The sequence below is a fragment of the Paraburkholderia caffeinitolerans genome, from assembly GCF_902859945.1.
Lineage (GTDB): Bacteria > Pseudomonadota > Gammaproteobacteria > Burkholderiales > Burkholderiaceae > Paraburkholderia > Paraburkholderia caffeinitolerans.
Window position 1 is genome coordinate 1 of record NZ_CADIKL010000013.1, and the last position, 14,338, is coordinate 14,338.

The window sequence follows — 14,338 nt, forward strand, 5'->3', positions numbered from 1 at the left end:
GACCATAGCGAGCTGGTCCCACCCCTTCCCATCCCGAACAGGACCGTGAAACAGCTCCACGCCGATGATAGTGCGGATTGCCCGTGTGAAAGTAGGTAATCGTCAGGCTCCTTTACAAGCAAACCCCGGCCCTAAAAAGCCGGGGTTTTTGCTTTTCCGCTCTCCCTATAAGTGAGAGCGTTGTGGGTTCGACGCCGGATAAAGTGCTTGACACGGTTCGGATGTTAACCTACAATCATCAGTTCTCTACGGAGGGGTGCCCGAGTGGCTAAAGGGGGCAGACTGTAAATCTGTTGGCTTACGCCTACGTTGGTTCGAATCCAACCTCCTCCACCAGAATTCAGCTGTAATCAGGTTTGTGTCGGGAATCGACGGTAGTCAGCAAACTTAGCGGGTGTAGCTCAATGGTAGAGCAGAAGCCTTCCAAGCTTACGACGAGGGTTCGATTCCCTTCACCCGCTCCAGCGAAGCAATAAAGCGGTTCAGAGCAGTTTTTGCCCATGTGGCTCAGTGGTAGAGCACTCCCTTGGTAAGGGAGAGGTCGGCAGTTCGATCCTGCCCATGGGCACCAGCCGGTATCTAGCAGGCCTCCAGAGGCCTCGCATTGAGCAGGCAGCAGCAACTAGTGATTGTTTGCGCGCCCCGCGCAACGTACGGAAAAAATCCTCTTAGGAGTCGAAAATGGCCAAGGGTAAGTTTGAGCGGACCAAGCCGCACGTGAACGTGGGCACGATCGGTCACGTTGACCACGGCAAGACCACGCTGACGGCAGCAATCACGACGGTTCTGACCAAGAAGTTCGGCGGCGAAGCCAAGGCATACGACCAGATCGATGCAGCGCCGGAAGAAAAGGCACGTGGTATTACCATCAACACCGCGCACGTCGAGTACGAAACGGCTAACCGCCACTACGCACACGTCGACTGCCCGGGCCACGCTGACTATGTGAAGAACATGATCACGGGCGCGGCACAGATGGACGGCGCAATCCTGGTGTGCTCGGCCGCTGACGGCCCGATGCCGCAAACGCGTGAGCACATCCTGCTCGCCCGTCAGGTTGGCGTTCCGTACATCATCGTGTTCCTGAACAAGTGCGACATGGTCGACGACGCCGAGCTGCTCGAGCTAGTCGAAATGGAAGTGCGCGAACTTCTGTCGAAGTACGACTTCCCGGGCGACGACACCCCGATCATCAAGGGTTCGGCCAAGCTGGCGCTGGAAGGCGACACGGGCGAGCTGGGTGAAGTGGCGATCATGAACCTGGCCGACGCACTGGACACGTACATCCCGACGCCGGAGCGCGCAGTTGACGGCGCGTTCCTGATGCCGGTGGAAGACGTGTTCTCGATCTCGGGTCGTGGCACGGTGGTGACGGGTCGCGTCGAGCGCGGCATCGTCAAGGTCGGCGAGGAAATCGAAATCGTCGGTATCAAGCCGACGGTGAAGACGACCTGCACGGGCGTGGAAATGTTCCGCAAGCTGCTCGACCAGGGGCAGGCAGGCGACAACGTCGGTATCCTGCTGCGCGGCACGAAGCGTGAAGACGTGGAGCGCGGCCAGGTTCTGGCGAAGCCGGGTTCGATCACGCCGCACACGCACTTCACGGCTGAGGTGTACGTGCTGAGCAAGGACGAAGGCGGCCGTCACACGCCGTTCTTCAACAACTACCGTCCGCAGTTCTACTTCCGTACGACGGACGTGACGGGCTCGATCGAGCTGCCGAAGGATAAGGAAATGGTCATGCCGGGCGACAACGTGTCGATCACGGTGAAGCTGATCGCTCCGATCGCGATGGAAGAAGGTCTGCGCTTCGCAATCCGCGAAGGTGGCCGTACCGTCGGCGCCGGCGTGGTCGCGAAGATCATCGAGTAAGTTTTTGCCAGTCTCGTTGATCGGCTAAGTGGTTTCGGGGTTGGCGATGCCGCCAACCCCAAAATGGTTTAGGGGTATAGCTCAACTGGCAGAGCGTCGGTCTCCAAAACCGAAGGTTGGGGGTTCGATTCCCTCTGCCCCTGCCAACTTCTCGCACCTCTGGTGCGTTGTTCTTTAAGGTGTTATGGCGAATCCTTCCGTCGAAACTGTTAATACTTCCAGCGACAAGCTGATGCTTGCAGCGGGCGTATTGTTGGTTGTGGCCGGGTTCGTAGGGTTCTACTGGCTCGCTAGCCAGGAATGGTATGTCCGCGGTGCAGCGCTCGCAGTGGGCGTGATCGCGGGGGTGGTAGTCGGTCTTCTCTCGGCGCCCGGCAAGAGCTTCATCGCGTTTGCCAAAGACTCGTACAAGGAAGTTCGCAAGGTCGTCTGGCCGACTCGCAAAGAGGCCACGCAAACGACTTTGGTGGTCTTCGGTTTTGTGCTGGTAATGGCCATCTTCCTCTGGGTTTGTGATAAATCCATTGAGTGGGTGATTTTCTCGGCGATTCTGGGTTGGAAATGATATGAGCGATACACCGGCATCCCCGAGCGGAAAACGTTGGTATGTGGTGCACGCCTACTCCGGTATGGAGAAGAGCGTGCAACGTGCGCTTCAGGAGCGCATCGATCGTGCCGGCATGCAAGACAAATTTGGCCAGATCCTCGTTCCGACTGAAGAGGTGGTCGAGGTGAAGGGTGGTCACAAATCAGTGACCGAACGTCGTTTCTTCCCGGGCTACGTCCTGGTTGAAATGGAAATGACGGACGAAACGTGGCACCTCGTGAAGAACACGGCAAAGGTGACGGGTTTTGTCGGCGGGGCGCGTAATCGCCCGAGCCCGATTTCGCCGCGCGAGGTCGAAAAGATCATGTCGCAGATGCAGGAAGGCGTTGAGAAGCCGCGCCCCAAGACCCTGTTCGAAGTCGGCGAGATGGTCCGCGTGAAGGAAGGCCCTTTCACGGACTTCAACGGCAGCGTCGAAGAAGTCAACTACGAAAAATCGCGCGTCCGGGTCTCCGTCACCATATTTGGCCGCGCCACACCAGTCGAACTCGAATTCGGCCAGGTCGAAAAGCTGTAAAACGAACACGACGGATCGCATCTCTGGTGCGGTCCGTTTTTCCGCGCTTACGGTTCGCGTTATGGCCGTAGAGGAGCACCAGTAGTCCAATCTGCGAATGTGTGCGGTAGTTGGCACAGCGAAGATTGCGATGAAAGCGCGCTATCACTCACCTGAACGCTCACGCGTTCCAATGAGGTTTTTTCAACATGGCAAAGAAAATCATTGGCTTTATCAAGCTGCAGATTCCTGCAGGTAAAGCCAACCCGTCGCCGCCGGTCGGTCCGGCACTGGGCCAGCGCGGCCTGAACATCATGGAGTTCTGCAAGGCGTTCAACGCGCAGACTCAAGCGCTGGAACCGGGTCTGCCGATTCCGGTCGTCATCACGGCATTCGCGGACAAGAGCTTCACGTTCGTCCTGAAGACGCCGCCGGCTACGGTCCTGATCAAGAAGGCAGCGAAGGTCGACAAGGGTTCGGCCAAGCCGCACACCGACAAGGTCGCTACGATCACGCGCGCGCAAGCCGAAGAAATCGCCAAGACCAAGATGCCGGACCTCACGGCAGCCGATATGGATGCAGCGGTCCGCACGATCGCTGGTAGCGCCCGCTCGATGGGCATCGTCGTGGAGGGCGTGTAAATGGCTAAGGTTTCGAAGCGTCAAAAGGCCCTCGCAGCCAAGATCGACCGCCAGAAGCAGTACCCGATCGGCGACGCACTGTCGCTCGTGAAGGAATGCGCCACGGCGAAGTTCGACGAGTCGATCGATGTCGCAGTCCAGCTCGGCATCGATGCGAAGAAGTCGGACCAGGTCGTTCGCGGGTCGGTCGTCCTGCCCGCAGGTACGGGTAAGTCGGTTCGCGTTGCTGTGTTCGCACAAGGCGAGAAGGCTGAACAAGCCAAGGCGGCTGGTGCAGAGATCGTCGGCATGGAAGACCTCGCCGAGCAGATCAAGGGCGGCAACCTGAATTTCGACATCGTGATCGCTTCGCCGGACACGATGCGCGTCGTCGGTACGCTCGGTCAGATCCTCGGCCCGCGTGGCCTGATGCCGAACCCGAAGGTCGGCACTGTGACGCCGGACGTCGCTACCGCGGTCAAGAACGCGAAGGCGGGTCAGGTGCAATTCCGTGTCGACAAGGCCGGTATCATTCACGCGACCATCGGCCGTGCATCGTTCGAGCCGACCGCGCTGCGCAGCAACCTGGACGCACTCCTCGAAGCGCTGACCAAGGCGAAGCCGGCAACGAGCAAGGGCGTGTACCTGCGCAAGATCGCTGTTTCGAGCACGATGGGCGTCGGCGTTCGCGTCGACCAGTCGTCGCTGGCAGCTTAATTGCCGCAACAAGTTTTGCCGCGTTGACGCTCGATAGGGCGGCAGCGCGGATTTAAAGGGCTTTGGGCGGTTGTGAGATGGCATTTTGCGTCGCACGACCGGTTGTCAAAGACCGTTGGTGGAGGCGCAGTAGTTGGGTGCTTCCTTAATGCAAGCCAACGCAGATGGCGAACCCGAAAAAGTTTTGAAGTGTTGATGTGAGCAGGGCAGGCGGCAACGCCTGACAATGCAAGCTGATTTACTCCGGACTGGTCGGTCGCCGTTGTTGAATGCGGCACTTGGCGCAATCGCGTTGGGTGTCGAATCTGGAGGTTAACCGTGCCACTGAACAAAGAAGGTAAGCAGGCCGTCGTGGCTGAAGTCTCCGCGCAAGTCGCGAAGGCTCAGACCATGGTGCTGGCCGAGTATCGTGGAATCGCGGTTGGCGATCTGACCAAGCTGCGCGCGAAAGCGCGTGAGCAGCAGGTGTACCTGCGCGTGTTGAAGAACACGCTGGCGCGTCGCGCTGTCGAAGGTACCCCGTTTGCTCCGCTGGCAGAGCAGATGACTGGCCCCCTGATCTACGGCATCTCGGAAGATGCAATTGCTGCTGCGAAGGTCGTCAATGACTTCGCCAAGGGCAATGACAAGTTGGTCATCAAGGCTGGTTCCTACGAAGGCAAGGTGATGGACGTGGCAGGCGTGCAAGCGCTGGCCAACATCCCGAGCCGCGAAGAACTGCTCTCGAAGCTGCTGTTCGTTATGCAAGCTCCTGTTTCCGGCTTCGCGCGTGCTCTCGCCGCGCTGGCAGAGAAGAAGCAAGCAGAAGCTGCCTGATTTCAGGCAGTCGAACAAGCAAGAGCGAGCGAAGATCGCTAGCTGTTTCCGAATTCAAATCTGGAGTAATTTCAAATGGCAATCGCAAAAGAAGACATCCTCGAAGCCGTCGGCTCGATGTCGGTTCTCGAACTGAACGAACTGGTCAAGGCTTTCGAAGAGAAGTTTGGCGTGTCGGCAGCTGCTGTGGCAGTCGCTGGCCCGGCAGGCGCAGCAGCTGCTGCTGTTGAAGAGCAGACCGAATTCACGGTCAACCTGCTCGAAGCAGGCGCGAACAAGGTTTCGGTCATTAAGGCCGTTCGTGAACTGACGGGTCTCGGCCTGAAGGAAGCGAAGGACCTGGTCGACGGCGCACCGAAGCCCGTGAAGGAAGCGGTGCCCAAGGCTGCTGCTGAAGAAGCGAAGAAGAAGCTGGAAGAAGCCGGCGCGAAGGCTGAAATCAAGTAAGTTTCAGTGCGCTGTGCGAAGGCTGGCGGTTTATACACCGCCGGCCTTTTTGTGCTTTGTGGGGACTGCGTTTTTGTGCTCGATTTTTGAGAACTGGAGGCAGGATGCGGAACCTAGAAGCTAAAGAAAAACGTCGTTCGCCAGGTGAAAACCTCGAGGCACACGACGCTTCTCTTTGTCTTCTGAAGCGACTGCAGAAGGCAAGTTTGGTCGGGCAGCGGGCAAGTTATGACAAGCCGGTATCCGCTGCCGTCAGCCAGCGGTTGGTAGAGGCCAACCACCAAGCTTCCAGGGCTCGCGCAGCCATCGGGTCTCAGTCGGTGAACACTCGGGTCGTCCTACCCGCCGTGATTCGGAGATCGTATGCAATATTCCTTCACCGAGAAGAAGCGTATTCGCAAGAGTTTCGCGAAACGCCCCATCGTTCACCAAGTTCCTTTCCTGCTGGCTACCCAGCTTGAATCATTCAGCACGTTTCTGCAAGCAGAAACGGCGACCGCACAACGCAAACCGGAAGGTCTGCAGGCTGCGTTTTCGTCTGTTTTTCCCATTGTTTCCCATAACGGCTTTGCTCGTCTAGAGTTCGTGAGCTACATGCTCTCGCCGCCGGCATTCAACATCAAGGAATGCCAGCAGCGGGGCCTCACGTACTGTTCGGCGCTGCGTGCCAAGGTGCGTCTCGTTCTGCTCGACAAGGAATCGCCGAGCAAACCGGTCGTGAAGGAAGTGAAGGAGCAGGAAGTGTACATGGGCGAAATTCCGCTCATGACGCCTACGGGCTCGTTCGTCATCAACGGCACTGAGCGTGTCATCGTCTCGCAGCTGCACCGCTCGCCTGGCGTGTTCTTCGAGCACGACAAGGGCAAGACGCACAGCTCGGGCAAGCTGCTGTTCTCGGCACGTATCATTCCTTACCGCGGTTCGTGGCTCGATTTCGAGTTCGACCCGAAGGACGTGCTGTACTTCCGCGTCGACCGTCGCCGCAAGATGCCGGTCACGATCCTGCTGAAGGCCATCGGCCTCACGCCGGAACAGATCCTCGCGAACTTCTTCGTGTTCGACAACTTCTCGCTGATGCCGGAAGGCGCGCAGATGGAGTTCGTGCCGGAGCGTCTGCGTGGCGAAGTCGCGCGCTTCGACATTAGCGATCGCGAAGGCAAGGTCATCGTCCAGAAGGACAAGCGGATCAACGCGAAGCATATCCGCGACCTCGAAAACGCGAAGACCACGTTTATTTCGGTCCCCGAAGATTATCTGCTCGGCCGCGTGCTCGCGAAGAACGTCGTCGACGGCGATACGGGCGAAGTCATCGCGAACGCGAACGACGAAGTCACCGAAAGCGTGCTCGACAAGCTGCGCGAGGCGAAGATCAAGGACATCCAGACGCTCTATACGAACGATCTGGATCAGGGTCCGTACATCTCGTCGACGCTGCGTATCGACGAAACCGCCGACAAGATGGCCGCGCGCATCGCGATTTACCGCATGATGCGTCCGGGCGAGCCGCCGACCGAAGAAGCGGTCGAGGCGCTGTTCAACCGCCTGTTCTACAGCGAAGAAGCGTACGACCTCTCGAAGGTGGGTCGTATGAAGTTCAACCGCCGCGTGGGCCGCGACGAAATCGTCGGCCCGATGACGCTGCAGGACGACGACATCCTCGCGACCATCAAGATCCTCGTCGAGCTGCGCAACGGTAAGGGCGAAGTGGACGACATCGACCACTTGGGCAACCGTCGTGTGCGTTGCGTGGGCGAACTCGCGGAGAACCAGTTCCGCGCGGGTCTCGTGCGCGTCGAGCGTGCAGTCAAGGAGCGCCTCGGCCAGGCCGAAAGCGAAAACCTGATGCCGCACGACCTGATCAACTCGAAGCCGATTTCGTCGGCGATTCGCGAGTTCTTCGGTTCGTCGCAGCTGTCGCAGTTCATGGACCAGACCAACCCGCTCTCGGAAATCACGCACAAGCGTCGTGTTTCCGCACTGGGCCCGGGCGGTCTGACGCGTGAGCGCGCAGGCTTTGAAGTCCGCGACGTGCACCCGACCCACTACGGCCGCGTGTGCCCGATTGAGACGCCGGAAGGTCCGAACATTGGTCTGATCAACTCGCTCGCTCTGTACGCGCACCTGAACGAATACGGTTTCCTCGAAACGCCGTATCGCAAGGTCGTGGACAGCAAGGTGACCGACCAGATCGACTACCTGTCGGCGATCGAAGAAGGCCGTTACGTGATCGCTCAGGCGAACGCGGCAGTGGCCGACGACGGCACGCTGACCGACGAACTCGTCTCGTCGCGTGAAGCGGGCGAAACGCTGATGGTCACGCCGGACCGCATCCAGTACATGGACGTGGCGCCGTCGCAGATCGTTTCGGTTGCAGCCTCGCTGATTCCGTTCCTCGAGCACGATGACGCGAACCGAGCACTGATGGGTTCGAACATGCAGCGTCAGGCCGTGCCTTGCCTGCGTCCGGAAAAGCCGGTCGTCGGTACGGGTATCGAGCGCACCGTTGCGGTCGACTCGGGTACGACGGTTCAGGCGCTGCGTGGCGGTGTGGTCGACTACGTCGACGCCGGCCGTATCGTGATTCGCGTGAACGACGATGAGGCTGTCGCCGGCGAAGTCGGCGTGGACATCTACAACCTCATCAAGTACACGCGTTCGAACCAGAACACGAACATCAACCAGCGTCCGATCGTGAAGATGGGCGACAAGGTTGCGCGTGGCGACGTGCTGGCTGACGGCGCATCGACCGATCTGGGCGAGCTCGCGCTCGGCCAGAACATGCTGATCGCGTTCATGCCGTGGAACGGCTACAACTTCGAAGACTCGATTCTGATCTCGGAGAAGGTGGTTGCGGACGACCGTTACACGTCGATCCACATCGAAGAACTGAATGTCGTTGCACGCGACACGAAGCTCGGACCGGAAGAAATCACGCGCGATATTTCGAACCTCGCGGAAGTGCAGCTTGGCCGTCTCGACGAGTCGGGCATCGTGTACATCGGCGCGGAAGTCGAAGCAGGCGACGTGCTGGTGGGCAAGGTCACGCCGAAGGGCGAAACCCAGCTCACGCCGGAAGAAAAGCTGCTGCGCGCGATCTTCGGCGAGAAGGCTTCGGACGTGAAGGACACGTCGCTGCGTGTGCCCTCGGGCATGAGCGGCACGGTCATCGACGTGCAGGTGTTCACGCGCGAAGGCATTACGCGTGACAAGCGCGCGCAACAGATCATCGACGATGAACTGAAGCGCTATCGCCTCGACCTGAACGACCAGCTGCGCATCGTGGAAGGCGACGCATTCCAGCGTCTCGCCCGCATGCTCGAAGGCAAGGTCGCGAACGGTGGTCCGAAGAAGCTCGCGAAGGGCACGAAGATCGACCAGGCTTACCTGGAAGACCTCGACCACTACCACTGGTTCGACATCCGCCTTGCGGACGAAGAAGCAGCGGCGCAGCTCGAAGCCATCAAGAACTCGATCGAAGAAAAGCGTCACCAATTCGATCTCGCGTTCGAAGAGAAGCGCAAGAAGCTCACGCAAGGCGACGAACTGCCGCCGGGCGTGCTGAAGATGGTCAAGGTGTACCTCGCGGTGAAGCGCCGTCTGCAGCCTGGCGACAAGATGGCAGGCCGTCACGGTAACAAGGGCGTGGTGTCGAAGATCGTTCCGATCGAAGACATGCCGTACATGGCCGATGGCCGTCCGGCAGACGTTGTGCTGAACCCGCTCGGCGTGCCGTCACGGATGAACGTGGGTCAGGTTCTCGAAGTTCACCTGGGCTGGGCCGCTAAGGGTCTGGGCTGGCGTATTGGCGAGATGCTTGCGCGTCAGACGAAGATTGCAGAGCTGCGTGAGTTCCTCACGAAGATCTACAACGAGTCGGGCCACAAGGAAGACCTCGACAGCTTCAGCGACGACGAGATCCTCGAACTCGCGAAGAACCTGCGCGAAGGCGTGCCGTTCGCAACGCCGGTGTTCGACGGTGCGACCGAAGAGGAAATGGGCAAGATGCTCGATCTGGCGTTCCCGGACGACATCGCGCACAACCTCGGCATGACGCCGTCGAAGAACCAGGTGCGTCTGTACGACGGCCGCACGGGCGAAATGTTCGAGCGTACGGTGACCGTGGGCTACATGCACTACCTGAAGCTGCACCACCTTGTCGACGACAAGATGCACGCGCGTTCGACGGGTCCGTACTCGCTCGTCACGCAGCAGCCGCTGGGTGGTAAGGCGCAGTTCGGTGGCCAGCGCTTCGGTGAAATGGAAGTGTGGGCGCTCGAAGCGTATGGCGCTTCGTACGTGCTGCAGGAAATGTTGACGGTGAAGTCGGACGACGTGACGGGCCGTACGAAGGTGTATGAGAACCTCGTCAAGGGCGATCACGTGATCGATGCAGGCATGCCGGAATCCTTCAATGTGCTGGTGAAGGAAATCCGCTCGCTCGGTATCGACATCGACCTCGACCGCAACTAATCGGACTACGGAGAGAAGGCAATGAAAGCTCTGCTCGATCTATTCAAGCAAGTCCAACAAGAAGAAGTTTTTGACGCGATCAAGATCGGTCTGGCCTCGCCGGACAAGATCCGCTCGTGGTCGTTCGGTGAAGTGAAGAAGCCGGAGACCATCAACTACCGTACCTTCAAGCCGGAGCGGGATGGTCTGTTCTGCGCGAAGATCTTCGGGCCGATCAAGGACTACGAGTGCCTGTGCGGCAAGTACAAGCGCCTGAAGCACCGTGGCGTGATCTGCGAGAAGTGCGGCGTTGAAGTCACGCTGGCGAAGGTGCGTCGCGAACGCATGGGCCACATCGAGCTGGCCTCGCCGGTCGCTCACATCTGGTTCCTGAAGTCGCTGCCGTCGCGTCTGGGCATGGTGCTCGACATGACGCTGCGCGACATCGAGCGCGTGCTGTACTTCGAGGCATACGTGGTGATCGAACCGGGCATGACGCCGCTGAAGGCGCGGCAGATCATGACCGAAGAGGATTACTACAACAAGGTCGAAGAGTACGGTGACGAATTCCGTGCCGAGATGGGCGCGGAAGGCGTGCGCGAGCTGCTGCGTGCGATCAACATCGACGAACAGGTCGAGACGCTGCGCACGGAGCTCAAGAACACCGGCTCGGAAGCGAAGATCAAGAAGTACGCGAAGCGCCTGAAGGTGCTCGAGGCCTTCCAGCGTTCGGGCATCAAGCCCGAATGGATGGTGCTCGAAGTGCTGCCGGTGCTGCCGCCGGAACTGCGTCCGCTCGTGCCGCTCGACGGCGGCCGTTTCGCGACCTCGGACCTGAACGACCTGTATCGCCGCGTCATCAACCGTAACAACCGTCTGAAGCGTCTGCTCGAGCTCAAGGCGCCGGAGATCATCGTCCGCAACGAAAAGCGGATGCTCCAGGAAGCGGTTGACTCGCTGCTCGACAACGGCCGTCGCGGCAAGGCGATGACGGGCGCCAACAAGCGTCCGCTGAAGTCGCTCGCCGACATGATCAAGGGTAAGGGCGGTCGTTTCCGTCAGAACCTGCTGGGCAAGCGCGTGGACTACTCGGGCCGTTCGGTCATCGTGGTGGGTCCGACGCTGAAGCTGCACCAGTGCGGTCTGCCGAAGCTGATGGCGCTCGAACTGTTCAAGCCGTTCATCTTCAACAAGCTGGAAACGATGGGCGTTGCCACGACCATCAAGGCTGCGAAGAAGGAAGTCGAGAACCAGACGGCGGTGGTGTGGGACATCCTCGAAGAGGTGATCCGCGAGCATCCGGTGATGCTGAACCGTGCGCCTACGCTTCACCGTCTTGGCATTCAGGCTTTCGAGCCCGTGCTGATCGAAGGTAAGGCAATCCAGCTGCACCCGCTCGTTTGCGCGGCGTTCAACGCCGACTTCGACGGTGACCAGATGGCTGTTCACGTTCCGCTGTCGCTCGAAGCGCAGATGGAAGCGCGTACGCTCATGCTCGCGTCGAACAACGTCCTGTTCCCGGCCAACGGCGATCCGTCGATCGTGCCGTCGCAGGATATCGTGCTGGGCCTGTACTACGCCACGCGTGAAGCGATCAACGGCAAGGGCGAAGGCATGACGTTCACGGGCGTGTCGGAAGTGCTCCGCGCGTACGAGAACAAGGAAGTCGAGCTGGCCTCGCGCGTAAACGTGCGTATTACCGAGATGGTCCACAACGAGGACAAGTCGGAAGGCGCACCGGCATTCGTGCCGAAGATCTCGCTGTACGCGACGACCGTCGGCCGTTCGATCCTGTCGGAAATCCTGCCGCCGGGCCTGCCGTTCTCGGTGCTGAACAAGCCGCTGAAGAAGAAGGAAATTTCGCGTCTGATCAACACGGCATTCCGCAAGTGCGGTCTGCGCGAAACGGTGATTTTCGCCGACCAACTGATGCAGTCGGGCTTCCGCCTGGCAACGCGCGCTGGTATTTCGATCTGCGTGGACGACATGCTCGTACCGCCGCAGAAGGAAACCATCGTCGGCGACGCCGCGAAGAAGGTGAAGGAGTACGACCGTCAGTACATGTCGGGTCTCGTCACTGCGCAGGAACGCTACAACAACGTGGTCGACATCTGGTCGAACACGTCGGAAGCGGTCGGCAAGGCGATGATGGAGCAGCTCGCGACGGAACCGGTTATCGACCGTGACGGCAAGGAAACGCGTCAGGAATCGTTCAACTCGATCTACATGATGGCCGACTCGGGCGCGCGGGGTTCCGCAACCCAGATTCGCCAGCTGGCGGGTATGCGTGGCCTGATGGCGAAGCCGGACGGCTCGATTATCGAAACGCCGATTACCGCGAACTTCCGCGAAGGTCTGAACGTGTTGCAGTACTTCATCTCGACCCACGGTGCACGTAAGGGTCTGGCTGATACGGCACTGAAGACCGCGAACTCGGGTTACCTGACGCGTCGTCTCGTCGACGTCACGCAGGATCTCGTGGTTGTCGAGGACGATTGCGGCACGTCGAACGGCGTCGCGATGAAGGCCCTCGTGGAAGGCGGTGAAGTCGTCGAAGCGCTGCGCGACCGTATTCTCGGCCGTGTTGCGGTGGCGGACGTCGTCAATCCTGAAACCCAGGAAACGATCTACGCTTCGGGCGATCTGCTCGACGAAGATGCGGTGGAAACGATCGAGAGCCTCGGCATCGACGAAGTGCGCGTGCGCACGCCGCTGACTTGCGAAACGCGTTACGGTCTGTGCGCATCGTGCTATGGCCGTGACCTCGGCCGTGGCTCGCGCGTGAACGTCGGCGAAGCCGTCGGCGTGATCGCGGCACAGTCGATCGGCGAACCGGGCACGCAGCTCACGATGCGTACGTTCCACATCGGTGGTGCGGCATCGCGTGCGGCAGTGGCTTCGTCGGTGGAAGCCAAGTCGAACGGTACGGTTCGCTTCACGGCGACGATGCGTTACGTCACGAGCGCGAAGGGCGAGCAGATCGTCATCTCGCGTTCGGGCGAAGCCATCATCACCGACGATCACGGCCGCGAGCGCGAGCGTCACAAGGTGCCGTACGGCGCGACGCTGCTGCAACTCGACGGTGCGCAGATCAAGGCCGGCACTCAGCTTGCAACGTGGGATCCGCTCACGCGTCCGATCATCACCGAGTACGGCGGTACGGTGAAGTTCGAGAACGTCGAGGAAGGCGTGACCGTGGCCAAGCAGATCGACGACGTCACGGGTCTGTCGACCCTCGTCGTGATCGACGCGAAGCGCCGTGGTTCGCAAGCCGCGAAGAGCGTGCGCCCGCAGGTGAAGCTGCTCGACGCGAACGGCGAAGAAGTGAAGATCCCGGGCACGGAGCATTCGGTGCAGATCGGCTTCCAGGTCGGCGCACTGATTACCGTGAAGGACGGTCAGCAGGTTCAGGTGGGTGAAGTGCTCGCACGTATCCCGACCGAAGCGCAGAAGACGCGTGACATTACCGGTGGTCTGCCGCGTGTGGCGGAACTGTTCGAAGCACGTTCGCCGAAGGACGCAGGTATCCTGGCGGAAGTCACGGGTACGACGTCGTTTGGTAAGGACACGAAGGGCAAGCAGCGTCTCGTTATCACGGACCTCGAGGGCAACCAGAACGAGTTCCTGATCGCGAAGGAAAAGCAGGTGCTGGTCCACGACGGTCAGGTCGTCAACAAGGGCGAAATGATCGTGGACGGCCCGGCCGATCCGCACGACATCCTGCGTCTGCAGGGTATCGAGGCACTGTCGCGCTACATCGTGGACGAAGTGCAGGACGTGTACCGTCTGCAAGGCGTGAAGATCAACGACAAGCACATTGAAGTGATCGTGCGTCAGATGCTGCGCCGTGTTCAGATCACCGACAACGGCGATACGCGTTTCATCCCTGGCGAACAAGTCGAGCGTTCGGACATGCTCGACGAGAACGACAAGATGGTCGCGGAAGACAAGCGCCCGGCAACGTACGAGAACGTGCTGCTCGGTATCACGAAGGCGTCGCTCTCGACCGACTCGTTCATCTCGGCGGCGTCGTTCCAGGAAACGACCCGCGTGCTGACCGAAGCGGCGATTATGGGCAAGCGCGACGATCTGCGTGGCCTGAAGGAAAACGTGATCGTCGGCCGTCTGATTCCGGCTGGTACGGGTCTCGCCTTCCACAAGGCGCGCCGTGCGAAGGAGTCGTCGGATCGCGAGCGTTTCGACCAGATCGCAGCGGAAGAAGCGTTCGAGTTCGGTACGCCGGAAACCCCGGCTGCCGAAGAGCCGCAAGTGCAGCCGCAACAGCACACGACGGACGAGTAAGTTTCTGGCGAA

Annotated in this window: 9 protein-coding genes, 4 tRNA genes and 1 rRNA gene; all 14 read left to right on the forward strand. The window is 59.9% G+C overall.

Annotation, left to right across the window (positions count from 1 at the left end; translation table 11 throughout):
* A 5S ribosomal RNA gene (gene rrf / locus HV773_RS14930) occupies window positions 1–108 on the forward strand; the annotation flags it as partial.
* Between the two features lie 142 nt (window positions 109–250).
* Window positions 251–336 (forward strand) — tRNA-Tyr (locus HV773_RS14935).
* Between the two features lie 54 nt (window positions 337–390).
* Window positions 391–464, forward strand: a tRNA-Gly gene (locus HV773_RS14940).
* 32 nt (window positions 465–496) lie between these two features.
* Window positions 497–571: transfer RNA gene (locus tag HV773_RS14945), tRNA-Thr, on the forward strand.
* 110 nt (window positions 572–681) lie between these two features.
* Window positions 682–1,872: an elongation factor Tu gene (gene tuf, locus HV773_RS14950; RefSeq protein WP_129563002.1), complete on the forward strand. Its 1,191-nt coding sequence runs from the start codon at window positions 682–684 to the stop codon at window positions 1,870–1,872.
* Window positions 1,873–1,942: 70 nt separating this feature from the next.
* Window positions 1,943–2,018: transfer RNA gene (locus tag HV773_RS14955), tRNA-Trp, on the forward strand.
* A 38-nt stretch (window positions 2,019–2,056) separates the two neighbouring features.
* Complete coding sequence (secE, locus tag HV773_RS14960) at window positions 2,057–2,437, forward strand: preprotein translocase subunit SecE (protein ID WP_129563026.1); 381 nt, start codon at window positions 2,057–2,059, stop codon at window positions 2,435–2,437.
* Between the two features lies 1 nt (window position 2,438).
* Window positions 2,439–2,996 (forward strand): transcription termination/antitermination protein NusG, encoded by a 558-nt coding sequence (gene nusG / locus HV773_RS14965; protein WP_027821101.1) that lies wholly within the window; start codon window positions 2,439–2,441, stop codon window positions 2,994–2,996.
* A gap of 188 nt (window positions 2,997–3,184) precedes the next feature.
* Window positions 3,185–3,616 (forward strand): 50S ribosomal protein L11, encoded by a 432-nt coding sequence (rplK, locus tag HV773_RS14970; protein ID WP_074987833.1) that lies wholly within the window; start codon window positions 3,185–3,187, stop codon window positions 3,614–3,616.
* Entirely contained in the window at window positions 3,617–4,312 is a 696-nt protein-coding gene (gene rplA, locus HV773_RS14975) for a 50S ribosomal protein L1 (RefSeq protein ID WP_129563025.1), read from the forward strand.
* A gap of 318 nt (window positions 4,313–4,630) precedes the next feature.
* Window positions 4,631–5,128, forward strand: a complete 498-nt coding sequence (gene rplJ / locus HV773_RS14980) for a 50S ribosomal protein L10 (RefSeq protein ID WP_069269335.1) — start codon at window positions 4,631–4,633, stop codon at window positions 5,126–5,128.
* 75 nt (window positions 5,129–5,203) lie between these two features.
* Window positions 5,204–5,575: a 50S ribosomal protein L7/L12 gene (rplL, locus tag HV773_RS14985; protein WP_103706970.1), complete on the forward strand. Its 372-nt coding sequence runs from the start codon at window positions 5,204–5,206 to the stop codon at window positions 5,573–5,575.
* A 363-nt stretch (window positions 5,576–5,938) separates the two neighbouring features.
* On the forward strand, window positions 5,939–10,045 hold the full coding sequence (gene rpoB / locus HV773_RS14990) for a DNA-directed RNA polymerase subunit beta (protein WP_129563024.1): 4,107 nt from the start codon (window positions 5,939–5,941) through the stop codon (window positions 10,043–10,045).
* Between the two features lie 21 nt (window positions 10,046–10,066).
* Window positions 10,067–14,326, forward strand: coding sequence for a DNA-directed RNA polymerase subunit beta' (gene rpoC / locus HV773_RS14995; RefSeq protein WP_129563023.1), 4,260 nt, complete (start codon window positions 10,067–10,069; stop codon window positions 14,324–14,326).
* Window positions 14,327–14,338 lie beyond the last annotated feature (12 nt).

What these genes read in the sequence shown, in the direction of transcription:
- tuf (WP_129563002.1), top strand. Translation starts at nt 682, where the DNA reads ATGGCCAAGGGTAAGTTTGAGCGGACCAAGCCGCACGTGAACGTGGGC.
- secE (WP_129563026.1), top strand. Translation starts at nt 2,057, where the DNA reads ATGGCGAATCCTTCCGTCGAAACTGTTAATACTTCCAGCGACAAGCTG.
- nusG (WP_027821101.1), top strand. Translation starts at nt 2,439, where the DNA reads ATGAGCGATACACCGGCATCCCCGAGCGGAAAACGTTGGTATGTGGTG.
- rplK (WP_074987833.1), top strand. Translation starts at nt 3,185, where the DNA reads ATGGCAAAGAAAATCATTGGCTTTATCAAGCTGCAGATTCCTGCAGGT.
- rplA (WP_129563025.1), top strand. Translation starts at nt 3,617, where the DNA reads ATGGCTAAGGTTTCGAAGCGTCAAAAGGCCCTCGCAGCCAAGATCGAC.
- rplL (WP_103706970.1), top strand. Translation starts at nt 5,204, where the DNA reads ATGGCAATCGCAAAAGAAGACATCCTCGAAGCCGTCGGCTCGATGTCG.
- rpoB (WP_129563024.1), top strand. Translation starts at nt 5,939, where the DNA reads ATGCAATATTCCTTCACCGAGAAGAAGCGTATTCGCAAGAGTTTCGCG.
- rpoC (WP_129563023.1), top strand. Translation starts at nt 10,067, where the DNA reads ATGAAAGCTCTGCTCGATCTATTCAAGCAAGTCCAACAAGAAGAAGTT.